Origin of the sequence: Marinobacter nitratireducens (assembly GCF_000708045.1) — a bacterium.
GTDB lineage: Bacteria > Pseudomonadota > Gammaproteobacteria > Pseudomonadales > Oleiphilaceae > Marinobacter > Marinobacter nitratireducens.
Map to the genome: position 1 here is coordinate 35673 of NZ_ANIE01000001.1, position 25664 is coordinate 61336.

The following is a 25664-nucleotide window of genomic DNA, read 5'->3' on the forward strand; positions in this document are numbered from 1 at the left end:
CATTCCGGGCGATTGATGGATTAGTCAAACAGCGCATCCACAAAGGTTTCGGCATCGAAGCTGCGCAGGTCATCGACCTGCTCACCCACCCCGATGAACCGGATGGGCAGCTGCAACTGACGGGCAATGGCGAACACAATACCGCCTTTTGCGGTGCCGTCCAATTTCGTCAATGTAATGCCGCTGACGCCAACAGCCTGCTGGAATACCTGAGCCTGACTCAGGGCATTCTGGCCAGTGCCGGCATCCAGTACCAGCATCACTTCGTGTGGCGCTGTGTCGTCAAGCTTTTTCATGACCCGGACAACCTTCTCAAGCTCGTTCATCAGGTTGTCTTTGTTCTGCAGACGACCCGCCGTATCCGCGATCACCACATCGACACCACGGGATTGGGCAGATTGGATGGCGTCGAATATGACCGATGCACTATCGGCACCGGTGTGCTGGGCCACAACCGGAACGTCATTACGCTCACCCCAGACCTGCAGCTGCTCAACCGCCGCAGCCCGGAAGGTATCGCCGGCTGCCAGCATCACCGACTTGCCTTCGCTCTGGAATTTCTTGGTGAGCTTGCCGATGGTGGTGGTTTTGCCGACGCCATTTACGCCAACCATCAGGATCACATACGGCGCTTTGGCAGAATCAATTTCCAGCGGTTTGGTGACGCCACAAAGCAGGCCATGGAGTTCGTCACGCAAGGCCTTGCGCAACGCCTCGCCATCCTTCAACTGGTTGCGCTCCAGCTTATCGGTCAGCGACTCGACGATTTCAGATGTGGCAGTCACCCCCACATCAGCCATTAGCAGCGTGGTTTCGATCTCTTCCAGCAGGTCTTCATCGATTTTCTTGCCCACGGAGAAGATATCCGCGAGGCCACCGGTCAGACTGGCCCTGGTCTTCCCCAGGCCCTGCTTGATCCGCTCGAAGACACTGAGTTGGGGCTCAGGTTCCGGAGCCGGCTCAGGCGCTAACTCCGGTTCGGCAGCCGGCTCTGCTTTTGCTTCCGGTTCCACAGCCGCAGTTTCAGGTTCCGGCTCGGCTGCAGTTTCCGGCGCAACAGGCGAGGGCCCACGAGCAACCTCTGGCTTGCGCTGGGGTACCGGTGCGGGACGGGGAGCCCGCTTCCGGTTACCGGCAACATCCAGGACAAAGGCGAGCACAAGAAGGGCCAGAAGGCCGACTGAAATCCACTCTGCGGTCATAAAGTCATACCATCAATCTGATTTGGGCGAGACAAACAAGCCCGACATTCTAGCAGACTGTCCGGGCGAAGTGAGGGGGCGTCCGATTATCGCCGTGCTGCCGTTTCCGGTACCATTCAGCACAACATCCGAAAACCATTATTTGCAGGACTCCACACGATGACACGCCGACGCTCCGCGGGCCGAAAACCATCCGGGCGCACCGCCTCCGATTCAGCAGCAGGCGGCGGCGAGCTTCGCATTATTGGTGGCGACTGGCGCAGCCGAAAACTCCGTTTCCCCGCCGCCGGCGGGGTCAGGCCAACCCCCGCCAGAACCCGGGAAACTTTGTTCAACTGGCTGAACTTCCACATCGCAGGAAGCGATTGTCTGGACCTGTTCTCCGGCTCAGGCGCCCTCGGACTGGAAGCCCTTTCCCGGGGCGCCGCCAGCGCCACACTGGTGGATCACACGCCGGCGCTGACCCAGGCGTTACGGTCCAACCTGCGATTGCTGAATTCCAACGCGGGTGAGGTGATTTGCACCGGTGTCGACAGCTACCTCGCTGAGCGGGCACGCCCACCGTTCGATATCATCTTCATGGACCCACCCTTTCGTCAGGGTTGGCTGGAGCAATTGTTTCCGTTGTTGGATCAACAGGGCTGGATAAAACCCGGGGGGTGGGTCTATGTCGAACACGAGAGTGAGATGAGCACACCGCCCACGCCTTCAACCTGGCAGCTGCATCGCCAGAAGAGCGCCGGCCAGGTGACCTATTCCCTGTTTCGGGTAGCGGGAGCAGAATGAAAAAACCCCGCCTTGGCGGGGTCTCAGCAACCTGCGCGTTGCAGGGTTCGCGTTGACGTTAAACGCTGGGTCGAAGCGAATGAGCCCGCAGGTGTGCAGCAAACTCTTCCAGGTGCCGAATACCACTGGCCTCGGCTTCCTTACACCACTCCTTGAGAGCATTGAGCTTCTCCTGGGGCTTCAGCCCACGCTGACGCCAAAGCGCCTGAAGCTCATGGCTCTTGTCGTAGATCTGACGCAGGATGACATTACGCTCCAGCAGCGTTTCCAGAGTTTCTTTTTCTTTAGGCTTGATCAGGGTCACTTCCCGTGACAACAACTGTTTCAGCTTCCTGTAGCGGGGACGCACTTCCTCGTCCATCAGACTTTTCTGCTGCCTCAGGACCGGCTCCATCACCCGCTTGCGGTACTGACGCATGATGTCAAAACGGTTGTTGGCAACAGCCTGTACCGTCTCCACGTCCATATCCTGTTTACCCGGAACAAAGTGCGCAATAGGGCGATAGCCCTTGGGCTTGGCCAGCCCGAACAGCTGGAACAGGCGAATGTATCCCCAGCCGATATCAACTTCATACCAGCGACGGGACAGCTTCGCGGAATTGGGATAGGTGTGATGGTTGTTATGGAGCTCTTCGCCGCCGATCAGGATACCCAGCGGGGAAATATTCCGGGCGTTATCGGCACACTCGAAGTTGCGGTAACCAAACCAGTGCCCGACACCATTGACCACGCCAGCAGCCCAGACCGGAATCCACATCATCTGAATCGCCCAGATCCAGATACCATTGACGCCGAACAGAGCCAGATCCAACACCGCCATCAGGGCAATACCAAGAGCCTTATGGGGGGTGTAGACATTCCGCTCCAACCAATCTTCCGGGGTGCGCTGGCCATATCGATTCAGGGTTTCCGGAGTTGCGGCCTCGGCGTAGAGTTCCGCGCCTTGCAGGACCACCTTCCGGATGCCAAGGACCACCGGACTGTGCGGATCTTCTTCGGTTTCACACTTGGCATGATGTTTACGATGGATCGCCGTCCATTCTTTGGTGTTCTGGGCCGTTGTCAGCCAGAGCCAGAAACGGAAGAAATGCTTCAGAACCGGATGCAGATCCAGGGCATTATGAGCAGAATGTCGGTGAAGGTAGAGCGTAACACTGACGATGGTGATGTGGGTCATACCCAGGACAACCAGAATCAGTTGCATCACCGAAAGGTCGAGAAGACCGTTAAACCACATATCAATTCCTCAAAATCAGGCAGAGATTTGCATCCGCCCCAAAACTGGGGAGGGTAACAAACCAGTCCCGCAACTTTAGCGTACAGCTGTTCACTGCAACAACAGCATTTGGATGCAAATTTGTTACTGATTACACTTATCGGCTGTTTACTTGTCACAATCGGCCACAAAATGTCGGCAATCAACGCCGGGGAGAACACCTGAGTGCCAGAATTACCCGAAGTCGAGACCACCCGGCGTGGCATTGCACCCCACTGCGAGGGACAGACGGTCACAAAGGTTACCGTACGCGACCCCAGACTCCGTTGGCCGATACCCGTGGATCTTGCCGAGCGCCTCGAAGGCCAGGTCATCCGTTCCGTGGACCGGCGGGCCAAATACCTGTTCCTGTGCCTGGACACCGGTACCGTGATCGTCCATCTCGGCATGTCCGGCAGTTTGCGGGTGATCACCGACAACGCACCCGCTGCCGCTCATGATCATGTCGAACTGGCCCTGCAGTCCGGGGTTATCCTGCGCTTTAATGACCCCAGGCGATTCGGATGCTGGCTCTGGGCCGATGATACCAGCGGTCACCCCTTAATCAGCCGCCTCGGGCCGGAACCGCTCGCACCGGAGTTCGACGGCCGCCTGCTGTTCCAGTTATCGCGCAAAAAGCAGACCCCGGTGAAATCCTTCATCATGGACAACCACGTGGTGGTCGGCGTTGGCAACATCTACGCCAACGAGGCCCTGTACAAAGCCGGCATTCACCCGAAACGCAAGGCTGGACGCATCAGCCTTGATCGCTACAACCGGCTGGCCGACGCGATCAAGGAAACCCTCAGCGCCGCCATCCTGATGGGCGGCACGACGCTACGCGACTTCGTTAACAGTGACGGCAAGCCCGGCTATTTTGCCCAATCCCTGCTGGTCTATGGCCGCGCCGATCAGCCCTGCCCGGAGTGCGGCACCAATCTCAGAGAGATACGGATGAGCGGCCGATCGACGGTCTACTGTCCCCGCTGCCAGCGTTAAAGTCCGTTCCAGTGCACACTTTGCAACGAAAAATCGTTTGAAATTGAGCAAATATGATTCATAGTTAACTCAGGAATGATGTCCCTGCCTTATACTGGAAGGCAGAATGATAGTTCAGGAGACAACACAATGACCCGCATGATTTCCCGCACGCTGATGGCGACCTTGGCTGCGTGCCTGCTCGCGTTCTCCTCCCTCGGTTACGCGAATACCGTTGAAGAGGAACCGACCGCGCTGGCAATGACCGGCGATGCACTGTTCGCACGCCCTGTGCTTCTGGCCACCACCATTGTTGGCACCGCCGTTTACATCGTCTCCCTCCCCTTCTCACTGCTGGGTGGAAATGCAGCCGAAGCGGGCGAGACTCTGGTTCTGGGTCCTGCGGAAGCCACCTTCGTTCGCTGCCTGGGCTGCACCCGCAGCGGACGCAAGCCGGAGACCGTTGAACAGTCCGAGAACTGATCGACGAGTCCGTAGTTCTCCCGGCTTGCCAAGGCCGGGCATCTGAGGCAGCCTGAGGGAAATTCCTTCAGGCTGTTTTGTTTTATGGTGAACTGGTCCGCGCTTGAGACAGTGTTCCTCGATATGGATGGAACCCTGCTTGACCTCCACTTCGACTCCCACTTCTGGCTTGAACACCTGCCGCAACGGTACGCAGATCACTACGACCTGTCCCCCGAGGAAGCCCGCGATCGGGTGATCCCGATGATCATGGCCGAGCGGGGGTCGCTGAACTGGTACTGCACCGACTATTGGAGCGAGCGCCTGTCGCTGGACATCACCGGACTGAAAGCCGAAGTCGGCGACCGCATCGGGTACCGGCCACACGTCAAGGATTTCCTACAGGCCCTTCGCGCTTCCAGGCGCCAATCCGTCATCGTTACCAACTGTCACCCGGATCCACTCAAGCTCAAACTTGAACGGACCGGGTTGGACCAGCACGTTGACGGCATCGTCTCGAGTCACCAGCTTGGCAAAGCCAAGGAAGACCCCGAATTCTGGCAAGATCTCCAACACCTGGCTCCCTATCGGGCCGACACCACGCTGATGGTCGACGACAGCTTCCCGGTACTGGAGAGTGCCCGCCGAGCCGGCATCAGCCAGTGCCTGGCCGTTCTTGCTCCAGACAGCAAACAGGCGGCCAACGAACAGCACCCCGAGATCCCCGGCATTCATCACTTTGACGAGGTGATCCCGGCCCTTCGCCAATGCCCGCCCCTGCCATCCTGCAAATGAGCGCGCTATAATCGGCCCATACGCCCATCAGGTGAGGAGACATGGCGGCATCCATCGCTGAAGATCAGAAAGTCAGGCTTGATAAGTGGCTGTGGGCAGCGCGCTTCTATAAGACCCGCTCCCTGGCCAAGGAAGCCATCGAAGGTGGCAAGGTTCACTACAACAACCAGCGCTGCAAGCCGGGTAAAACGGTCGAAACCGGTGCCCGACTGACCCTGAGACTGGGCTGGCAGGAAAAAGTAGTGATCATCGACGACATCAGTGATCGCCGTCGGGGCGCTCCGGAAGCCCAGAAGCTTTATCACGAGACCGAGGACAGCGTGAAAAAGCGGGAGGATATGGCCTGGCAGCGGAAAACCATGCAAGCCGCCCAGCTTCCCCCGGCCCGCCGCCCTTCCAAGAAAGATCGCCGCGATATCCAGAGGTTCCGGGAACAGAACAATATCTGATTCCGCCGCTTTATCCGCCTACCGGCCTTTACCAATCAACTCGACGTTTGATCGAACACCAGGAGAAACACATGGCATCCCGCGACCAATTTCAGCGCTTTATATTTGAGGACAGCCAGGTCCGCGGAGCCTGGGTTCAGCTAAGTGAGAGCTACCGCGAAATCACCGAACAGGCCCCCTACCCGGACCCCATTCGCAAACTCCTGGGCGAGGCCCTGGTCGCAAGCGTGCTCATGAGCAGCACCCTGAAGTTCGAAGGCACCCTGTCTCTGCAAGCTCAGGGCGAAGGCCCACTACGCACCCTGATGTCCGAGTGCAGCCATGATCGCTACATCCGTGGCCTAGCCCGTTTCGACGAGCACGCCATGACCGACCAGGATTTTCACAGCCTGCTGGGCGAGGGCCGCATGGCCATCACCATTACGCCCGACAAGGGCAACCGCTATCAGGGCGTTGTGCCCCGCGAAGCGGATACGTTGGCAGGCTGCCTCGAGGAATACTTCGAGCGCTCCGAACAGATCGCCACCAGTTTGTTGCTGTTCTCAAACGAACAGGGGGCTGCCGGCCTACTCCTCCAGCGGCTACCCGGCTCAAGTGATGAAGACAACGAGCTCTGGGACAGGGTGAACCACCTGGCGAGAACGGTAAAAGAAGACGAGATGCTGGAACTGGACAGCGAAACCGTGCTGCACCGGCTGTTCCACGAAGAGACCGTCAGGCTTTTCGACTCCGAGCCCGTTGCGTTCCGCTGCAGTTGCTCCAGGGAACGCACACTTGGCGCCCTCGAAGCCATCGGCAAAGAAGAGTGTTACAGCATCCTGGACGAACAGGGCGCCATCGATATGGATTGCCAGTTCTGCCACACACACTATCGCTTCGATAGAAATGATATTGATCACCTTTTCACCGGCCACACGTTACACTAAGGCCACACCGAATTCGCCCGAAAGCCTGCCATGACGCGGCTTCCAGGGCGGTCGTTTTTTATCGGCGTCTCTGGCATAATAGCGCGCCTGAATTGACCCGATTGCTCACAAATCCGCCAATTTCGGGCGGCCAGAGCGATCAAGAAGACATCCCGAGGGCGAGGTCGAAGTGAGCAACACTTATACTGATCTGAGTACAGCGCGACTGGTCGAGCTGGCACTGGCACGCAACGAAGGCGAGCTGGCTTCCAATGGTTCGCTGGTAGTTAAAACCGGCAAGCGTACAGGCCGTTCTCCGATGGACCGCTTCATCATCGAAGAACCCAGCACCGCTGACGATATCCATTGGGGGCCGATCAACCGCCCGTTCGACGCCGAGAAATTCGACGCCCTCTGGGATCGCGTTGAGGCCTATATCGCTGAGAAAGAGCAGTTCGTATCTCACGTTCACGTTGGCTCAGATCCCGAGCACTATCTGCCGGTGAAAATGACCACAGAAACCGCGTGGCAGAACCTGTTCGGACGTAACCTGTTTATTCGCCCCGATAGTTTCAACCCGGCCGACAAGCAGGAGTGGCAGATCCTCAACGCTGCCAACTTCGAGTGTGTACCCGAGCGTGACGGCACCAACAGCGATGGCTGCGTCATGATCAATTTTGCCAAGCGCAAAGTGTTGCTGGCAGGCATGCACTACGCTGGCGAGATGAAAAAAGCCATGTTCTCGGTCCAGAATTTCCTGCTGCCGGAGAAAGACGTGCTGCCGATGCACTGCTCCGCCAACGTGGGCGAAGACGGCCAGACCACTCTGTTCTTCGGCCTCTCCGGTACCGGAAAAACCACCCTGTCCGCCGATCCGCACCGCTACCTGATCGGTGACGACGAGCACGGCTGGGGCACCGGCACGGTCTTCAATATCGAAGGCGGTTGCTACGCCAAGTGCATCGACCTGTCAAAGAAAAACGAACCGATTATCTGGGACGCCATCCGCTTTGGCGCCATCGTTGAGAACGTGATGATCGATCCGGAAACCCGTGAGCCGGACTACACCGACGTTTCCCTGACCGAGAACTCGCGCTGCGCCTATCCGCTGGAGCACGTCGAGAAGCGGGTTCTGGAAAACCGGGCCGGTGAGCCGTCCCACATCGTCTTCCTTACCTGCGACATGACCGGCGTTCTGCCCCCGGTATCCATCCTGAACCGCGAAGCGGCTGCCTACCACTTCCTGAGTGGCTACACCGCTCTGGTCGGCTCCACCGAAATGGGCTCCTCCTCGAAGCTCAAGTCCACCTTTTCCACCTGCTTCGGCGCGCCTTTCTTCCCGCGTCCTGCCGGCGTTTACGCCGAGCTGCTGATGAAGCGCATGGACGAGTTCGGTAGCAAGGTCTTCCTGGTTAACACCGGCTGGACCGGTGGTCCATACGGCGAGGGCAACCGATTCAGCATTCCAACAACCCGCGCCATCATCGCAGCCATCCAGAATGGTGATCTGGATGACGCAGAAACCGAGCATCTGGATGCACTGAACGTTGATGTGCCCAAGCATGTTCCTGGTGTCGATAGCCAGCTTCTGAACCCACGCAACACTTGGGTCAGCGGAGACTACTATGACGGCAAGGCACAGGAACTGATCGCCCAGTTCGTCGAGAACTTCAAGAAGTTCGACGTATCCGAGGCCATTGTTGAGGCCGGCCCCAAGCTGAGCTAAGGCATCCGGTACTAAAAAGCGCCCTGCGAAAGCACGGCGCTTTTTTTGTGTCTTAAGTTTGCCACCGAGCCGATAACAGTGTTAAACACAGAAATACCGTTCCCACAACTGAAGCAATGATGAAACGCATCCTCAGAAATATCTTCCGCCCCATACTCGAGCCACTGGAATCCGGCGAGGTTGGCCCCAGTTACAAACCATCCCACCGAACCATACTCAATGTGGTCGGCGTGCTTTTCGTTTTCCTGTCGTTCCTGTCACTGGTTGCGTTGTTCTATACCGGCCAACTTGGCGCGCTGATTCCTGTTATTGCGTTCCTGGGTATAGGCGGCGTGTCACTCATTGCCGGCACGTTAGGGTCGGATGTGGCGGTTTCCAAAATGTGGGGAAACAAATAGATAAGCGCCCCGCCTGAAAGACGGGGCAACGCTACCGTCAGACCCCGACCACCTGGGACCTAAGGCCATACAGCGCAAAAAGGACTTCCTCCTGTTCCCGCTGACCGATATCGTTTTTATTCAGAGCGTCCAGGGCATCGTCCAGCACCGCCATAAATTCGGCCGGTGAAATATTCATGTTTTTATGAGCTGCCACCATATCCTTGCCCTGATACGCATCGGACGGGCCTCCAGTGGCCGTAATAAAGAATGTTGTCGCAGCATGCTTGAGTTGGTCGAGATCGGAGCCTGCAAACCTGACCCCGATGACCGGATTAGCTGCGTGATTATCGACTACATCGCTTGAGATGCGAGCAATGCCATCAGCCCCACCCAGGCGGTTAAACAGTGAATCCGTCATGATGACCTCCTGATTGTTGTCCATACCCTCCCTGAAAGATTAGCACCTGCATACAGTAGATGTACTACACTTTATGTAGGTAAGCCATTTCATCAGCGCCCCAGGGAGAAGTCATGCTCAGCTACGGCCAGTTTTGCCCCCTTGCCCAATCCACCCAGTTGCTCTGCGAGCGCTGGACGCTCCTCATTGTCCGCGAGCTGATCGCCGGCAGCACCCGCTTTTCGGAACTGGAAAAGGGCCTCCCACAGATTTCTCCAACTATGTTGTCCCGACGCCTCAAAACCCTCGAGCACGCCGGAGTGATCACCGTTAATAAAGAAAAAGCACATACCACTTACCGCCTGACGCAGGCAGGAAACGAACTGCGCCCGGTTGTAGAACTACTGGGGGCTTGGGGCCACCGCTGGGCCCGATCGGATCTCAGTGGGGGCGACCTGGACGCGGGGCTCTTGATGTGGGACATGCGACGAAGCGTCAATCCGGAAATCTTTGACGGGCGGGAGATTGTCGTCCAGTTCCTGTACCCCGATGCACCCAGGGGAGCACAGGCCTGGTGGCTGGTGTCCCGCGACGGCGACACCGACCTGTGTCTCAGTGACCCGGGCTTTGACGTGGACCTGGTGGTACAAAGCTCCCTGAAAGCCATGACCCGCGTCTGGATCTGCGAGGATACCTTCAACGACGCCGTCAGAGCCGGGAGCATCACGGTTCAGGGCGACCCGGAGCTGGCCGGCAGGCTGCAGGACTGGCTGGGCGCCAGCCCCCTATCGCGGCTCGGTGCCAGCGGCAAGGCTCCAGAGCTGAGTTGGCAGGCCCCGGATCAGGCGTAGAACATCAGCGGAACGAAAGACACAAGCAACAGCGCAATCCCCATGGTAATGAGCGGCATGATGATCCGTTCATGACGCTGGTAAAAGCTGCCACCTTCCTGCTGGGCCGCCAGAATCTCAGCCTCCCCAACCACCTGCCTTGTCAGCAGGTGGTTCAGCGCCACCGGCGGACTCAGGTAGCCCAGTTCAAACGCCACCAGGGTCACCATCCAGAAATGCACCGGGTGGATACCGCTGGAGTAGGCGATGCTCGCCACCGTTGCGGTCACCAGAATAACCGCACCAAAGGCATCCATGATCATGCCCAGAATCACCAGAATCACCACCATCAACGCCATGGCGGACCAGGCGCTGTCAAAGGCCTGAGGGAAACTCTGCATGATGTGGGAACGCTCGATAACCCCCCCGATACTCACTGACAGGCCAAGCAACAACAACAGGGCGCCGATTTCGGCCGTTGTATCGTTGGTGGCACCGCGAAGGCTGCGCTCCAGTCCCTGATGATTCAATTCACCCGAGGTCTTGCCCCGACGCTTTTTGAGACTCACATGCTCATATAACAGCACCGCCAGCATGATCACCGGCAACAGTCGCGGTGCGGAGAATTCATCCATCTTCACATCCAGGGCAAAGCGGTAGAACAGCACCACCGCAGCAATCACCAGCACATAGGGGATGAGCGGTTTCAGCGCCTGAATCATCGCTGGAAACGCAACGGAGGACGGTGCGAGGTCGAACTGGCTTTGGCGATTGACGGTGACCGCCACCAGTGAAAACAGACTTGCCGTGAGCACAAACACCCAGATCCCCCAACCGAACAGCTCATCTGTCGTGACCTCACGGTTCAGATAGGCAATGACCACGACCAGCAGACAGGGCCGCAGAACCACCCCGAGCGAGCCCGACATCGCGGTCGCCGCCAACGCCAGCTGACGACGGGCACCCGCCGCCCTGAGTTCACTGTAGATAACCGCACCGGCGGCAATGACAAATATCCCGGAGGCCCCGGTGTAGGCCGTTGGGATCGCGGCGACGAGCACCGCCACGACTGCCAACAACTCCGGCGGCATCCGCCAGGGCCGGAACACATTGAACACCAGAGTCGCCAGGCGGGTCTGCTTGAGCATCATGCCGACCCAGACGTAGAGCCCGACATTGAGGAACATGTCCGCCAGCTCCATCATCTTACCCAGGTAGATGCCAATGCCGGATGAATGGCCGATAAGCGCAAAGTAGGTGCCGGAGATCAGGCACATCACGGTGTAAAGTGGCACCGCGAGAAAGGCCCTATTGAGGCTGCCGCCGTCCTGAAGCCCGTTGGGCACCCTGAACAGCCGATACAGGGAGGCCAGCGTCAGACAGGCGAATCCTGTGATCCAGAAATTGTGCAGCAACAGCTCTTCCGCTGAGACCGTCGTCTCGGCGCCCAGGCTGGATTGCCGGAATATCACACTGGAACCCAGCAACATGGCATTGGCGACAGTCTGCAGGGTGAGAGAAACGGTGTAATCCAGGCGGGTTTCCATCGCACGCATGGCAATGTGGTGGCGAGTCAGCGTCGCGGTGACCGCACAGAGCATCACCAGTATCACCAGGATATATCGCTGTGACTCGAGCCCGAAGGCAATCAGGTCGGCAACGAACAGCTCCACCGCCCGATACGCCTTGACCCCCGGCGTCAGTTGATCCTTGAGATTGACGTAGGATCGGTGGGCCTCCTGACAATCGGCCACGGACCGCTCAATGGCGAGACGGACGTCCGCTGGATCCTTTTCCTCGGCGCCAAGCAGGGCAGCCATCGGGTCGTCGGCATCCGGGCTCTCGGCCAGCTCACGGGCCACGGCCGCGTCGATGTCCCTGTCCGGGTCACAGGTGGGCGGCACCGGATCCATTCGCAGTTTGTAGTAACCACTCCAAAGCTGCTCACCACCGCGCAGCATCTGATTGTGGATATCGCTGCTGGTGGAAAACACCACCACGGCCAACAGCAACAGACAGGCCGGCAATGAGGAAAACCATTCCAGCCCACTACGACGAAAACCACCCTTGGACATAATAACTACACACTCTGGGATTCAGGTTTATTACAGAAGATCATCCAGATCCATGGTTTCGACGGCTTCCTGCTTATCGTCCCAGAAGGAACCGAATTGTCCCATCGGCGTTCGATGGCCGGTGTTCTCCACCCAGAGGCGATCGGAAATAGCCACCAGCATGTCGGTCGCCATCGCATCCACGAACTGCCACTCTTCATTGGCGGCGTCTTCGTCGAGGGAACGGGCATGTTCCCGGATCACGTCTTTGACCAGAGCCTGATCGCCCTTATTGATGGCAGCAATGGCATGAAAGACGTGCGGCAGCCGGACACCGGCTTTCTCACCCTGGTCATCCGCGATTGCGAGTCTTTCGAACGCATCCTCACCCTGGGGCTGAGCGCCTGGAATCATTGCCCAGACCGTTGCGCGCAACGCCATCGGCGCCCCCCACCACTTTTCGTTTTCCAGACAACCCGTGGCCCTGGCAACGACAGAACCAATATTGGCCGGTACGCCGATGGAGGAGGTGGACTGAATCTGTGCGTTCAATGCCTGCAGGCCCGACAACAAGCCCGCCATGTAGATGAATTCATCCATGTCATCATCGAAATCCGGGCACTCACCCGTGCCCGGCTCACCGTAATAGGCGTTGTGGTGTTTCCAGGCGCGGAAATAACGCTTGGAGGCAAGTGAATAGGCCCGTTTCTGCTGAATCATGGCGTCCTCAGCGCCGTCGGCATTCAACGCGTTCATAGCCGCCAGACCGGCCAGCTCATGCTCCCGGGCCTGTTCTTCCGCGCATCCACCGGCAGACAGGTAAAGCATTACGGCGATCTGATCGGGTTCGCTGGTTACCCGTCCAAACGACATCAGCAGCGGTGCCGTCGCTTCACTCATGGCACAGCCCATGGCGAGATCACGGCTCTCCATCAGATAGGGAACGGTGTGATTCCGGGAGAATCCCTGCATGACATCGCCGGTGGTTTTATAAATCATGTGATTGACCACGCCACAGCCACTGAGCGCGATACTGGCTGCCACGGCAGCAAACAGGCTCTTTGCTCGAGGCACTACACGAAATCTCGCCAGGGAGGGAATCGAAAAATTATTCATCGCGTTTTCACCTTCTGCTTTTGTTGTCACGCAGCCTGTTACAAACTGTAACCAAGCGCGCATTATCGCGTACAAGCTGCTGTTTTTATGAGACCGACACCGCAAATGACGCCGATCGACACAGATCCCCGCACCACCCGCTATTGCGGAATTTGTCCCGAACCACTATAGGTTGGTTCAACCTCGCCCTCTCCGGGGCGTGGCCGGCACAGCACCCGGTGCCACATAACAGGAATAAAAAAGGAGTATCCGATGCGAAAACCTGAACTCGCCGCAGCGATTGCCGATCAGACCGGAATGACCCGGGAAAAAGCCAGCGAGGTGATTACCGCGTTCACTGATCAGATTTCTGCCGCCGCCTCCCGCGGCGAAGACGTCACCCTGATAGGGTTTGGTACTTTCAATATCCGCAAGCGTGAGGCCAGAAGTGGTCGCAACCCGCAGACCGGGGCAACGATCCAGATTCCCGCCAGCAGCACGGTCGGCTTTAAACCGGGCAAGGCACTCAAGGATCAGATCAGCTAAAGGGGCAATCGGGGCCCGCTCATGCGGGCCCACTCGAGTTCAGGTCAATCGATCAGGACGCGCACTCTGAGCGCGTACCATCCACCCGACAGCGAATCGCCTTCATTAGTTTGATAGCCCGTTCGTCATAGACGCCATCATCCAGAAGAGACAGTCGAACCTTCTGCAGCATCTTGTCGTACTCCGCGGTATCTTCCTGCGGCAGGCTCATCCAGACATCCTTGGGGATGTCTTTCTCGGCCTGGGCAATGATCTCGTAGGCCTCGTCAATCCGCTTGATTGACTCATCACGAACCATCTGCCCGGCATCATCCGGGAAACGATCTCGATGAATAATGACCTGGAAGTTCATGTAGGCCAGCGCGTATTTGACCACCGCACCGTTCGGATTCACCCCCTTGTACAACTCCAGAGGCTGATACGCGACGGCCGGCGCGTAGGCCAGGTCAACGCTGCCGTTATTGAATTTGCCGGCAAAGTTGGCAGAGTTGGAGCCCACCACAGAGGCACCAACGTGGCGAACCATGCGAACCGAGGCCTCGTCGTAGTCCAGGGTGGCTATGCGCTTGCCCTGGAGCTTCTCCACTGAATCGATGTCACGATCACGGGTATGCAGATAGATCGCACCCGCCGGGAAAACGCCAGCAACTTCATAGGGTCCGTCGACCAGAAACGGCCTGGCCTTGGGCTGGCTCAGGGTGTTGTAGAGAAGGCGCATTTCTTCTTCGCCGGGCACGGCCCCCATAGCCTCGAGGCTACCGGTAAACTTGTTGAACTCGCGGGCACGGGTGCCGGTAAGCAATACCGCATCGCACTGCCCGGCCTTGAAGTCTTCAGCGGCCACTTTTTCATCGGTATAGGCGCTCAGGTTGAGCTTGATACCACGCTTGAGGGCAACTGGCTGAAAGGTCTTGGTAATGGCAAACAGCGGGCCGTTAGCACCCACCGGATCAAACACACAGAAACTGCGCTCGAGGGGTTCACTCTTTGACTGGGCATGCCCGAGAGCGGGCACAAACAGGCTGGCACACAGGGTGGCGGCCATGACCACCCGACGCGGGAAGGTTGCTGAATTCACGGGATGACTCCTGATTTATTATTGTCGGGCACTGGCAGCTTGCGCCGGCCATGGCCCTGCTCTCCTTGTTCGACACTAGGTCGGTCAGCACAAGAATACGTTGGCACAGGTGCCTGTCATCAAGGTTTTTTCAGCAATACCCGGAATTCTGTGATGGCGTCGACAGAGGCAATGAAACCTCTGCCGCATTTTATTGGCGGGCCCGATCAGCCGAGGTTCGACGCCCAGGCTTTGGCACCTTCCAGCAGAGTCATGCGAACCACGCCCGGCAATGCCCGGTCCACCATCGGTGCATGCTGACCTGCTGAGACCAGTGTTTCAGGTCCCGGCGTCCAGTGCGCTTCCGGATCAAACACGCACAGGTCCGCCACCGCACCTTCTTTCAGAGCTCCGTCCTGGCCAATCACCGAAGACGGCCCTGCCGTCAGCGCACGAATCAACTGACGCAGCTGCAACTCACCGCGATTTACCAGCTCAAGCCCCAGTGAAAGCACACTTTCGATACTCGAAAGCCCCGGCTCTGTAGCACCGAACGGCGCCTGCTTGGCGGCGGTATCGTGCGGCTGGTGCTGACTGACAATGGCATCGATCACGCCGTCCCGGACACCGGCCAGCAGCGCCAAACGGTCGGTCTCAGAGCGCAGAGGAGGACGAACGTGGAAACGGCTATCGAACCCGGCAATCGCATCCTCGGTGAAGACCAGCTGGTGCATGGCCACATCAGCGGTCACCGCAATCCCGCGCTTGCGCGCATCCGCAATCATCTCCACGCTGCGCGCACAGGAGAGCTGACTCAGATGCAGCCGCACACCGGTTTCTTCCGCCAGCAGCAGCATTTCCATCACCGCTGTGGTTTCCGCCACTTCCGGAATGCCCAGCAGTCCGAGACGAGAAGTCACCAGGCCATCATGGGCATAGCCGTCGGCCGCCAGCGCCTGATTTTCAGGGCTCAGCATGACGGTCAGGCCGAAAGTGTGGGCGTAGGCCATACATCGACGAAGAATACGGGCGTTCTTGATCGCCCGGGAACCATTGCCAACGGCCACGCACCCGGCCCTTGCCAGACCGGACATATCGCTGAGCAAATCGCCTTCCAGACCACGAGTCACGGCGCCAACAGGTAACACACGAATGGGAGAGCGGCTTGCGGCGCCATCCCGGATCAGGTGCGTCACGGCGCCGGAATCGTTCACCGGTGAGGTTTCCGGCGATGCACACACGGTGGTAAAGCCGCCGTGGGCTGCTGCCCGGGTTTCAGACTCGATGTTGCCTTTCTGGCCATTGCCCGGCTCACGGAGGTTGCAACACAGATCAACAAAACCAGGCGCGATGACGCAGCCATCGACCCGAATCACTTCTTCGGCATCGGCGCTTTCAGCCGCGGCACCCATCGCCTTGATTCTGCCATTCTCGATCAGCAGGGCTGTGTTCTCTGCATCGATACCATTACCATCCAGCACACGACCACCCATGAGTTTCAGGCTGGCGCCCCGGATCTGATCTGTACCGCTCATGCCGTGCCCCTCTCGCTCTGTTTCTGCTGACGCTCTGCGACTTGACCACCCATCGCCATGGACATGACCGCCATGCGGATCGCAATGCCGTTAGTCACCTGATTCAAAATCACCGATTGAGGGCCGTCCGCCACGGCCGATTCAATTTCAACCCCTCGGTTGATGGGCCCGGGATGCATGACAATACATTCCGGATGGGCCAGCGCCAGCTTCTCCTGATTCAGACCGTACAATCGATAGAACTCCCGCTCGCTGGGCAAAAGCGCACCTTCCATACGCTCCTTCTGCAAACGCAGCATGATCACCACATCCAGGTCTTTCATGCCCCGGGCCATGTCGTACTCCACCGTACAACCAAGGCTTTCCACATCCCGGGGAAGCAGGGTCCCGGGCGCGATGATGCGGACCTCTTCAGCACCGAGCTCATTAAGTGCCCGGATCTGGGAACGGGCAACGCGGGAATGCAGTACATCACCGACAATCGCCACCTTGAGCCCTCCAAACCCGCCCTTGTGCTGGCGAATCGTCAGCATATCAAGCATGGCCTGGGTCGGATGGGCATGACGCCCGTCTCCGGCATTAATGATGGCAACGCCGGGCGTCACGCTCTCGGCGATAAAATGGGGCGCCCCACTCTGGGAGTGCCGGACCACGAACATGTCACTGGCCATGGCTTCCAGGTTGAGCAGCGTATCGGACAGGGATTCACCCTTCGATGTCGCCGAGGTGCTGATGTCGAGATTGAGCACGTCCGCCGACAGCCGCTTGGCCGCCAGCTCAAACGTGCTTCGGGTGCGGGTGCTGGATTCAAAAAACAGGTTAACGACGGTGCGCCCCCGTAGCAGGGGAACCTTCTTGATGGTGCGCTCGCCGACTTCAATAAACGAATCGGCGGTGTCCAGAATATCGGTCAGCAGCCCCCGTTCGAGGCCATCCAGGGTTAGGAAATGCCGCAACTGACCATCCCGGGTCAGCTGCAAGTGGTTCGGGGAAGGATCATTCGCGGTCATGGGTTGCCTGTTTTCTGTTCTTCGGTGGATCACCCGGATAAACGGGGTCGTTACGCTGTTTCCTGCAGCTCGATTCGCAAGGGATCCGGGCCACGCAATTTGACCCGCTGATTCTCTGCAAGCGCCAGTGTCCGGCCAGCTACATCAGGCTGAATCGGGAGTTCACGAGCCCCGAGATCAATCAGGGTGGCCAGTATGATACTGGCAGGACGACCGTAATCGAAGATCTCGTTCATGGCAGCCCGTATTGTCCTTCCGCTCATGATGACATCATCAATCAGAATAATGTCGCGACCTTCCGTATCGAACGGCAAACTGGATGGCTTGACGGTAGGGTTGAGACCAATCCGACTGAAATCGTCACGATAAAACGAAATATCCAGCTCACCAAACGGTCCCTCAAGTCCCAGACGCTTGCTGAGCGTATCCGCCAGCCAAACGCCTCCGGTGCGAATGCCGACGATCACCGGAGAGTCCACGCCCCGCTCCTCAAGCACCCGGCGTAACCCGGTCTCGAGATCGTCCAGCAACACATTGATATCCAGCTGTGCGGTCATCACATCCTCTCTAAATTACGAAACCGGCAACCAAGGGCCGGCAGACGATCTACTGGTTGTTGAAGAAGGTTTCCAGAATCAGGACGGCCGCCCGATCGTCCACGCCGTGGCGACCGTAGTCTCGACTGCCGCCAGCAGACATAACGTCGCCTTTCGCCTCAAAACTCGTCAGCCGTTCATCCACCATCTCAACGGGGACATGGTAGCGGCCATGCAGGCGCTTGCCGAACTTGCGTGCCCGTGCACACATCTCGTTTTCCGAATCATCCATATTCAGCGGTAAACCCACCACCACCAGATCGGGACGCCACTCTGCGATCAGGGCTTCGATCTGCGACCAGTCCGGAATTCCGTCCCGGGCCGGAATCATCGCCGCCGGCTGGCCGGAACCCAGCATTTCCTGCCCCACCGCAACACCGATTCGACGGGTACCGAAATCGAAAGCCATCACCCTGCGATCAACAGACTCAGGCATGGCCAATGGACTCGCTGAGCTGATTGATATCGATACCCATAAGTTTCAGAACGGCCTCGTAACGCTGCTCGAATGGCGTCCGAAACAGTATGTCGGTGGTCGCCGGACAGGTCAGCCAGGAATTACTGCCCAGCTCTTCCTCCAACTGGCCTTCGCCCCAGCCGGAGTAACCCAGCGCGACGAGAAATTCCGACGGCCCTTCATCCCGGCCAATCGCCGCGAGCACATCCCGTGAGGTCGTCAAAAGAACGTCATCGGTCACCTGGGCGGTGCTCTGCCACTCACTGCCCGGCGTGTGCAGCACGAAACCACGTTCCGGCTGGACCGGTCCGCCGCTGAATACCGGCAAATCGAGCTCACCACCGTGCATATCGAGCTGCTCAAGGATTTCACCGAGATGGATATCCAGCGGGTGGTTGATCATCAATCCCAGAGCACCGTCATCAGAATGCTCACACAAATAGATAACTGCACCGTGGAAGCGCGGATCGGCGAGCCAGGGCGAGGCCACCAGAAAGTGATGGCGCAGGTTGTTTGGAGATTGCGTGGTTGCTGTCATCCGGATGTCAGCCCCCTCTGCTGGAAAGACCAGGTACGTATGATTTCCAGTTCATCCACATTTTCCCGCATCTCCTCGGGGAAAGGCGCAAACGGTGATGCCATCCGGACAATCTGGATCGCGGCATCATCAAGTACCGTACTGCCCGAGGATTGTAATATGGCGACTTCCTTGATTGTGCCATCTTTCTTCAGGGAAACCAGCATTCGCAGGGTACCGTAGATACCGGCCCGACGTGCCTCAGTAGGGTAATTGATGTTGCCAACACGGGTCACCCGACTGACCCAGTTCTGTACATACCAGGCATTGGATGACTTCAGCGTTGACGCCGCCGTTACTCTCATAACCCTGGGCTTACGCGCATAGGCCTGCTGCTGGGCATCAAACCTGGCCTCCAGACTGGCGATTTCCAGGCTACGCTCCATCAGACTTTTCTTCTTGCGAACCGGCAGCGGCTCCTCGACCGGATCCACCCGCTCTTCGGGTTCATTGACCTTGCGCTCTGACCGGGATTGCGTCTGAACGACCTGGCGCTGCTGCTGAGGCCGGGGTTCAGTTTGCGATTTTGGCTCAGGCTGGATCTGAGCGACTTCCGGCTTTGACACTTCAGCCGGGCGGGGACTCGTCAGCTCCCGCGCCTCTTCGGTGGTACCACTGCCTTTCTGGTTCGTCTGGGCCAGAAAATCCGCCTTCTCCGGCGCCACGTCGTCGTCAAACTGGGACAACGTGATCTCCATGGTCTGGGCGGAAGACCTCGGCGATTCCGGCGCAAAGCTGATGCCCAACACCACAATGGCGTGCACCGCCAGCGCCATGAAGAGGGTGAAGGAAAATCGGTCGAAGTCGCTTACCTGAGCTGCCATTCCTGTTCCTGGTTACTAGAGATCTCTGGCCTTAAGCCTCGCCCGGCGTTTCCAGGCGTTTTGCGATGGCATCCATCAGCATCCCGGCGATGTCGATTCCGTAGGCGGCATCGATTTCCCGGATGCAGGTCGGGCTGGTGACGTTAATTTCCGTCAGATAATCCCCGATCACATCCAGTCCGACGAAGATCAGCCCTTTTTCCTTGATAACCGGAGCCACGCGGGCACAGATCTCACGATCACGGGCTGTCAGTTCACGCCCCTCGCCCCGACCTCCGGCCGCCAGGTTGCCGCGATTCTCGCCCTGGGATGGGATTCGCGCAAGCGCATAGGGAACCGGCTCGCCGTCAATCAATAGGATGCGCTTGTCGCCATCGGTGATTTCGGGAATAAACTTCTGCGCCATGGCCTGGTGCTGGCCATAATTGGTCAGGGTTTCAATGATCACGCCGAGGTTAAAATCCTTGTCCTTGACGCGGAAGATCGAATGCCCGCCCATGCCGTCCACCGGCTTCATGATGATATCGCCGTGCTTGGCGTGGAACTCCCGGAAACGATTGGCCGAGCGACTCACCAGCAGCGGTGGCGTCAGGTCTTCAAACTGGGTCGCGAACAGCTTTTCATTGCAGTCCCGGAGCGTGGCGGCCGGATTCACCACCAGCGCCCCTTGCTGCTCCGCCGCTTCCAGAATGTAGGTCGCCATCAGGAACTCGCGATCCACCGGCGGATCCTTGCGCATCAGAATGACATCAAGATCCCCAAGTGCACGATCCTGATCCGGTCCGTAACTGAACCAGTCGTCCGGATCCATGTGTACGGTCAGCTTCCGGGTGTGAGCCATGGCTCTGCCGCCATCCAGGTAAAGATCCTGCTGCTCCATGTACTCGATATCCCAGCCACGCTTCTGCGCGGCCAGCAACATCGCCAGGGAGCTGTCTTTCTTGAAATGGATGTTCTCAATCGGATCCATCACGATCCCGAGTCTGACTGTCATAGTGTCTCTTGAGCTCCAGAGTTTGAAAAACACGAACCGGTCTGCAGAGCGGACCGGGCAATAAGTGCTATGCTGAGACGTTGAATGGTATTGTACCCGAGCTGCGAATGCATCCGCAGAAATCCTCAGCTGATTACGTGACGTTGCAGGCGAAAGTACATTTGGTCACAAACTAATACTTTTTATCCAGCCATTGATAATCTATAAATGAGCGGGGTTTATAGAAGAACCTTAAGGTTTATGCTAAAAACCCACGACTGAAAATGACACCGCTGAGCGCAAGGCAGTTGGACAATGGATGACAACTTCGAGAATCTGAAGATCATGGTGATCGACGACAGCAAAACCATCCGTCGCACCGCAGAAACCCTCCTGAAAAAGGTTGGCTGTGAGGTCATCACCGCGACCGACGGCTTTGACGCTCTGGCCAAAATCGCCGATTCCCAGCCCGACATCATTTTTGTGGACATCATGATGCCCCGGCTGGATGGCTACCAGACCTGCGCACTGATCAAAAACAATTCCTCTTTCAAGAAGACGCCGGTGATCATGCTCTCCAGCAAGGACGGTCTGTTTGACAAGGCCAAGGGTCGCATTGTCGGCTCGGACCAGTACCTGACCAAACCGTTTAGCAAGGATGAGCTGCTTAACACGATCCGCCACTATGTTCCCCAGGCGGAACAGTAAACCTGCTGAATATATAGAACCATCGAGGAAAACATGGCTCGCATTCTTATCGTTGACGACTCCCCCACCGAGGTGAAGAAAATCTCCACCATCCTGGAAAAGCACCAGCATGAAGTTATGACCGCAGACAATGGTGCTGACGGCGTGGCAAAAGCTCGTGCCGAAACGCCCGATCTGGTGCTGATGGACGTCGTCATGCCAGGCCTTAACGGTTTTCAGGCCACGCGCCAGCTGACCCGCGCACCTGAAACCGCCTCCATCCCCGTCATCATCGTGACCACCAAGGATCAGGAAACAGACCGGGTTTGGGGCACCCGTCAGGGCGCCAAGGGTTATCTGGTGAAGCCGGTTAACGAAGATGATCTGATCAAAACAATCAACAGTCTGATTGCCTGATCCCCAACTGTGGAGTAAGCATGTCCGCCCAGGCAGCCCCTTTCGCCGTTCTGACGGATATCGCCCAACGCAGCCGGTCCATGGCAGCCGGCCTGCCGGAGCAACAGGAAGCCGTTGAACTCTGGAACGGAATCGGGTTTGTTCTTGCAGGTGAACGCTACGTGGCCCCCATGGGCGAAGTCACCGAGATCCTGCATGTTCCCCGCTTCACCCATATTCCGGGTGTGAGACCCTTTCTTCTTGGCGCCGCCAACGTTCGGGGCCGCCTCCTTCCGTTGGTGGATCTCGCTGCTTTCTTCGACATCCCCCGGTCTTCGCGAAGTCAACGCGAGCGCCGGGTTCTGGTGGTCGAAAAAGGTGACGTCTTCAGCGGCCTGGTCGTGGATAGCGTGCTGGGCATGCAGTACTTTGCAACAGACAGTTTCAGGGAAGCACCGGAAGGTATTCCCGAAAGCGTTCGTCCGTTTGTTTCAGGCGGTTACGAGCGCAATGAGGAAGTCTGGAAAGTCTTTTCCGCCGTGGACCTGGTCGACGACGAACGCTTTCTTGACGTAGCGCAGTGGTGAGGGTGGTGGTACTGGCAGGAACATCACCCTGACCGCCTGATACCCGTGACAACAAACGTGTCAATTTAAAGAAAAGGCCGGGAGCCAGAACATGAAAAACAGAGCCGGAAGACTCAGCGCGGGACAGGGAGGCAACAAACTGGTTGCCGGCCTGATCGCGGCGCTGATTGCACTCACCGTCCTGCTCGTTGCGGTGCTGTTCATCATCAACAGGGACAGCCAGAACGATCAGGAATACATCGCCCACACCGCTGAGCTCAGGGTACTCTCGCAGGCTATCGCGAAGAACGCCACCGAGGCAGCCGGCGGTACCGCAGAAGCCTTCAACCAGCTCCGGAGTTCCCGGGACGAGTTCCAGAAACTCTGGACCAATGTCACAGAAGGCAACCCGGACACCGGTCTTCCGGCCAGTGAAATGGCTCAACAAAGCGGCGTTCAATCGAACTGGAACACGGTTCGGGAAAACGCTGACAGCATCCTCTCCACGCAGGATGCAGTGCTCGGTCTGCACGAAGTTGCCCGCACACTGAACGAAACCATTCCGCAGCTGCAGGTGGAGTACGACGATATCGTACAAATCCTGCTGGATAACGGTGCACCGTCCGAGCAGATCGCTCTGGCACAGCGTCAGTCCCTGCTTGCGGAGCGGATTGTGCGCTCGGTCAATAACGTACTGTCCGGTGACGAAGACGCGGTTATTGCCGCTGACCGTTTCGGTCGCGACGCCAGCCTTTTCGGTCGCGTACTCGATGGGCAGTTGAACGGCAACCCGGCCATGGGTATCTCCAAGGTTAACGACGAAGATGCCATCTACGGCCTCGAGGCCGTTGCCGAACTTTTCGAATTCGTATCCCAGAACGTAGACGCCATCCTTGAAGCCTCTCCCGACCTCTTCAAGGTTCGTACTGCGGCCAGCGATATCTTCCAGAACTCCGAGGTCCTGCTGTCTGAACTGTCTGTTCTGGCGGATCAGTTCCGTGGCCAGTCCGGCTCACGTCTTGTCAGCCCGACGCTGGCGTTCATCATCCTGGCCGCTATGGTTGCGATTGTTGTCTTCATCGGTCTCGCCCTCTACCGCGAAGCCCAGGAACGTCTGTCCACAACTCAGGAACAGAACGAACAGAACCAGAACGCGATCCTGCGACTGCTGGACGAACTCGCCGACCTGGCGGATGGTGACCTGACCACTGAGGCCACGGTAACCGAGGACTTCACCGGTGCCATCGCCGACTCCATCAACTACGCGATTGACCAGATGCGCGGTCTGGTACAGGCGATTCGAGGCACCGCAGTAAGGGTTGCGGGCGCCGCTCAGGAAACTCAGTCGACCGCCATGCACCTGGCCGACGCTTCCGAGCACCAGGCTCAGGAAATTGCCGGAGCTTCCGCCGCGGTTAACGAGATGGCGGTATCCATCGACCAGGTATCCTCAAACGCGGCAGAGTCCTCCGCGGTTGCGGAGCGGTCGGTTGCGATCGCGAAGAAAGGCGCGGAAGTGGTACAGAACACCATCCGCGGCATGGACAACATCCGTGAGCAGATCCAGGAAACCTCCAAACGGATCAAGCGTCTGGGTGAATCCTCCCAGGAAATCGGTGACATCGTATCCCTGATCAACGACATTGCCGACCAGACCAACATCCTGTCTCTGAACGCGGCGATTCAGGCCTCCATGGCCGGTGACGCAGGCCGAGGCTTCGCGGTGGTTGCGGACGAAGTTCAGCGCCTTGCGGAACGCTCCTCTGCGGCAACCAAACAGATTGAAGCCCTGGTTAAGACGATCCAGTCCGATACCAACGAGGCGGTCATCTCGATGGAACACACCACCGCCGAGGTGGTCCGTGGTGCTCGCCTGGCTCAGGACGCGGGTATCGCGCTCGAGGAAATCGAGAACGTATCCATGAGTCTTGCGGAGCTGATCCAGAACATCTCCAACGCGGCACGCCAGCAGTCGTCCTCCGCGGCGCACATTTCCAACACCATGAACGTTATCCAGGAAATCACCTCCCAGACCTCGTCCGGTACCAACGCGACTGCGAAGTCCATCGGTAACCTGGCAGAGATGGCTTCCGAACTTCGGTCCTCCGTTGCCGGCTTCACCCTGCCGGAAGAGGACGTGGCCGACCAGGAAGAAGAGGAAGACACCGACGTTCCGGTGGTGGGCTGAGTTCCGGTCCAGGGCTGCTGACGGTTTATGGCTCAGATGCATAACAAACTGTCACCCGCCGATGCCATCTGGTCACTGCGCCGACTCCCGGATATGGACGACGCGCAGTTCAGCCAGTGGCAAACCCTGCTGGAGCATCGCACCGGCATTACCCTGCCGGTCGAGCGCCGCTCCTTTCTGGAAACCAATCTCGGAATCCGGATGCGGGAAATCGGTTGCAGCAGCTACCAGGCGTATTACGAGCAGATCGTATCCGGCCCTGACGCGATTCAGGAATGGTCCACACTGGTGGACCGCCTGACCGTTCAGGAAACCCGCTTCTACCGGGATCCGGATGCCTTTCGCATGGTGTCGGACTTTGTCCTGACACGACCACGGGAGCAGCTGAAAAAGCGCCCCCTGGAAGCCTGGAGTGTGGGCTGCTCCACCGGCGAGGAGCCTTACACACTGGCCATGGTGCTGAATGAGTGCATGAACCAGCTGAACCTGCAGCCACTGTTTGGCGTGACAGGCTCGGACATCAGCAAACCAGCCATAGAGAAAGCCAGGGTCGGCCAGTTCAATCCCCGCAAATTGCTGGGAATGGACGAAGCCATGAAAGACCGGTATTTCCGCCCGGCCGAACGGAATACCGTAGAGATCATAAGCAGCATCCGCGAGCGGGTGTGCTTTACCAGACTGAATGTACTGGATCTGGATAAAGCCCCGATGCACGGGATGAACATTATTTTCTGCCAGAATCTGCTGATCTATTTCCGCCGCTGGCGCCGGCGGGAAATTGTCAGGCGGCTTGCAGAGCGGCTGGCGCCCGGGGGACTACTGGTCCTGGGCCAGGGAGAACTGACCGACTGGCAGCCTCCCGGCCTGCAAAAGGTACCCTCGGAACATGTACTGGCGTGGATCAAACGCCAGACTGACGAAGAATAACCGGAGTGGTT

28 protein-coding genes are annotated in these 25664 nt (G+C 58.1%); 15 read left to right on the forward strand and 13 right to left on the reverse strand.

Features of this window, described 5'->3' with window-relative positions; genetic code table 11:
- Positions 1-20: 20 nt before the first annotated feature.
- Positions 21-1202 carry a signal recognition particle-docking protein FtsY gene (gene ftsY, locus D777_RS00150; RefSeq protein ID WP_036127358.1) on the reverse strand — a complete coding sequence of 394 codons (1182 nt, stop codon included), beginning with the start codon at positions 1200-1202 and terminating at the stop codon, positions 21-23.
- 159 nt (positions 1203-1361) lie between these two features.
- Here ftsY and rsmD point away from each other — a divergent pair, with 159 nt between their 5' ends.
- On the forward strand, positions 1362-1988 hold the full coding sequence (rsmD, locus tag D777_RS00155; RefSeq protein WP_036127360.1) for a 16S rRNA (guanine(966)-N(2))-methyltransferase RsmD: 627 nt from the start codon (positions 1362-1364) through the stop codon (positions 1986-1988).
- A 58-nt stretch (positions 1989-2046) separates the two neighbouring features.
- Here the strand turns inward: rsmD and D777_RS00160 are convergent, their stop codons facing one another.
- On the reverse strand, positions 2047-3225 hold the full coding sequence (locus D777_RS00160; RefSeq protein WP_036127361.1) for a DesA family fatty acid desaturase: 1179 nt from the start codon (positions 3223-3225) through the stop codon (positions 2047-2049).
- Between the two features lie 204 nt (positions 3226-3429).
- On the opposite strand from D777_RS00160, the gene mutM reads away from it, so the two are divergent.
- The 7 genes from mutM to D777_RS00195 all read left to right on the forward strand — a co-directional run bounded on the left by mutM (position 3430) and on the right by D777_RS00195 (position 8956).
- Complete coding sequence (mutM, locus tag D777_RS00165) at positions 3430-4242, forward strand: bifunctional DNA-formamidopyrimidine glycosylase/DNA-(apurinic or apyrimidinic site) lyase (protein WP_036127363.1); 813 nt, start codon at positions 3430-3432, stop codon at positions 4240-4242.
- Positions 4243-4371: 129 nt separating this feature from the next.
- Complete coding sequence (locus tag D777_RS00170; protein ID WP_036127364.1) at positions 4372-4704, forward strand: hypothetical protein; 333 nt, start codon at positions 4372-4374, stop codon at positions 4702-4704.
- A gap of 84 nt (positions 4705-4788) precedes the next feature.
- Positions 4789-5478 (forward strand): GMP/IMP nucleotidase, encoded by a 690-nt coding sequence (gene yrfG / locus D777_RS00175; RefSeq protein ID WP_036127366.1) that lies wholly within the window; start codon positions 4789-4791, stop codon positions 5476-5478.
- A 41-nt stretch (positions 5479-5519) separates the two neighbouring features.
- Positions 5520-5927: a ribosome-associated heat shock protein Hsp15 gene (gene hslR, locus D777_RS00180; protein ID WP_036127367.1), complete on the forward strand. Its 408-nt coding sequence runs from the start codon at positions 5520-5522 to the stop codon at positions 5925-5927.
- Between the two features lie 71 nt (positions 5928-5998).
- Positions 5999-6853 (forward strand): Hsp33 family molecular chaperone HslO, encoded by an 855-nt coding sequence (gene hslO, locus D777_RS00185; protein WP_036127369.1) that lies wholly within the window; start codon positions 5999-6001, stop codon positions 6851-6853.
- Between the two features lie 169 nt (positions 6854-7022).
- Positions 7023-8558 carry a phosphoenolpyruvate carboxykinase gene (locus tag D777_RS00190; RefSeq protein WP_036127371.1) on the forward strand — a complete coding sequence of 512 codons (1536 nt, stop codon included), beginning with the start codon at positions 7023-7025 and terminating at the stop codon, positions 8556-8558.
- Between the two features lie 116 nt (positions 8559-8674).
- Positions 8675-8956 (forward strand): hypothetical protein, encoded by a 282-nt coding sequence (locus D777_RS00195; protein ID WP_227501614.1) that lies wholly within the window; start codon positions 8675-8677, stop codon positions 8954-8956.
- Positions 8957-8993: 37 nt separating this feature from the next.
- Here D777_RS00195 and D777_RS00200 read toward each other — a convergent pair whose 3' ends face one another.
- Entirely contained in the window at positions 8994-9356 is a 363-nt protein-coding gene (locus D777_RS00200; protein WP_036127771.1) for a group I truncated hemoglobin, read from the reverse strand.
- Between the two features lie 113 nt (positions 9357-9469).
- Between D777_RS00200 and D777_RS00205 the strand changes: the two genes are divergently transcribed.
- Positions 9470-10186, forward strand: coding sequence for a winged helix-turn-helix transcriptional regulator (locus tag D777_RS00205; RefSeq protein WP_036127384.1), 717 nt, complete (start codon positions 9470-9472; stop codon positions 10184-10186).
- Here the strand turns inward: D777_RS00205 and D777_RS00210 are convergent.
- Positions 10177-12240, reverse strand: coding sequence for a TRAP transporter large permease subunit (locus tag D777_RS00210; RefSeq protein ID WP_036127386.1), 2064 nt, complete (start codon positions 12238-12240; stop codon positions 10177-10179). The two genes, D777_RS00205 and D777_RS00210, sit on opposite strands and share 10 nt — an antisense overlap.
- 30 nt (positions 12241-12270) lie before the next feature.
- Entirely contained in the window at positions 12271-13335 is a 1065-nt protein-coding gene (locus D777_RS00215; RefSeq protein WP_051668888.1) for a hypothetical protein, read from the reverse strand.
- A gap of 252 nt (positions 13336-13587) precedes the next feature.
- On the opposite strand from D777_RS00215, the gene D777_RS00220 reads away from it, so the two are divergent.
- Positions 13588-13860: an HU family DNA-binding protein gene (locus D777_RS00220; protein ID WP_036127389.1), complete on the forward strand. Its 273-nt coding sequence runs from the start codon at positions 13588-13590 to the stop codon at positions 13858-13860.
- 52 nt (positions 13861-13912) lie between these two features.
- Here the strand turns inward: D777_RS00220 and D777_RS00225 are convergent, their stop codons facing one another.
- The 8 genes from D777_RS00225 to gshB form a co-directional block, all read right to left on the reverse strand.
- Positions 13913-14905 carry a putative solute-binding protein gene (locus tag D777_RS00225; RefSeq protein ID WP_406564746.1) on the reverse strand — a complete coding sequence of 331 codons (993 nt, stop codon included), beginning with the start codon at positions 14903-14905 and terminating at the stop codon, positions 13913-13915.
- A gap of 239 nt (positions 14906-15144) precedes the next feature.
- Positions 15145-16452, reverse strand: coding sequence for a dihydroorotase (locus D777_RS00230; RefSeq protein ID WP_036127394.1), 1308 nt, complete (start codon positions 16450-16452; stop codon positions 15145-15147).
- Positions 16449-17462 carry an aspartate carbamoyltransferase catalytic subunit gene (locus D777_RS00235; RefSeq protein WP_036127397.1) on the reverse strand — a complete coding sequence of 338 codons (1014 nt, stop codon included), beginning with the start codon at positions 17460-17462 and terminating at the stop codon, positions 16449-16451. The genes D777_RS00230 and D777_RS00235 overlap by 4 nt, the downstream gene beginning before the upstream one ends.
- Positions 17463-17512: 50 nt before the next feature.
- Positions 17513-18019: a bifunctional pyr operon transcriptional regulator/uracil phosphoribosyltransferase PyrR gene (pyrR, locus tag D777_RS00240; RefSeq protein WP_036127400.1), complete on the reverse strand. Its 507-nt coding sequence runs from the start codon at positions 18017-18019 to the stop codon at positions 17513-17515.
- A 49-nt stretch (positions 18020-18068) separates the two neighbouring features.
- Positions 18069-18494, reverse strand: coding sequence for a Holliday junction resolvase RuvX (ruvX, locus tag D777_RS00245; protein WP_036127403.1), 426 nt, complete (start codon positions 18492-18494; stop codon positions 18069-18071).
- Entirely contained in the window at positions 18487-19053 is a 567-nt protein-coding gene (locus D777_RS00250) for a YqgE/AlgH family protein (protein WP_036127404.1), read from the reverse strand. Before D777_RS00250 ends, ruvX begins: the two co-directional genes overlap by 8 nt.
- A complete protein-coding gene (locus D777_RS00255; RefSeq protein ID WP_036127406.1) occupies positions 19050-19916 on the reverse strand; it encodes an energy transducer TonB in 867 nt (288 codons plus the stop codon). The genes D777_RS00250 and D777_RS00255 overlap by 4 nt, the downstream gene beginning before the upstream one ends.
- Positions 19917-19947: 31 nt before the next feature.
- A complete protein-coding gene (gshB, locus tag D777_RS00260) occupies positions 19948-20910 on the reverse strand; it encodes a glutathione synthase (RefSeq protein WP_081849422.1) in 963 nt (320 codons plus the stop codon).
- 294 nt (positions 20911-21204) lie between these two features.
- Here gshB and pilG point away from each other — a divergent pair, with 294 nt between their 5' ends.
- From pilG to D777_RS00285, 5 genes are all read left to right on the forward strand, one after another.
- Positions 21205-21597: a twitching motility response regulator PilG gene (gene pilG, locus D777_RS00265; protein WP_036127409.1), complete on the forward strand. Its 393-nt coding sequence runs from the start codon at positions 21205-21207 to the stop codon at positions 21595-21597.
- Positions 21598-21630: 33 nt separating this feature from the next.
- Positions 21631-21993: a twitching motility response regulator PilH gene (gene pilH / locus D777_RS00270; RefSeq protein WP_036127411.1), complete on the forward strand. Its 363-nt coding sequence runs from the start codon at positions 21631-21633 to the stop codon at positions 21991-21993.
- 20 nt (positions 21994-22013) lie between these two features.
- A complete protein-coding gene (locus D777_RS00275; protein ID WP_036127415.1) occupies positions 22014-22559 on the forward strand; it encodes a chemotaxis protein CheW in 546 nt (181 codons plus the stop codon).
- Positions 22560-22650: 91 nt separating this feature from the next.
- Entirely contained in the window at positions 22651-24726 is a 2076-nt protein-coding gene (locus tag D777_RS00280) for a methyl-accepting chemotaxis protein (protein ID WP_036127418.1), read from the forward strand.
- 27 nt (positions 24727-24753) lie between these two features.
- Positions 24754-25653, forward strand: coding sequence for a CheR family methyltransferase (locus D777_RS00285; RefSeq protein ID WP_051668889.1), 900 nt, complete (start codon positions 24754-24756; stop codon positions 25651-25653).
- The last annotated feature ends 11 nt before the right edge of the window (positions 25654-25664 follow it).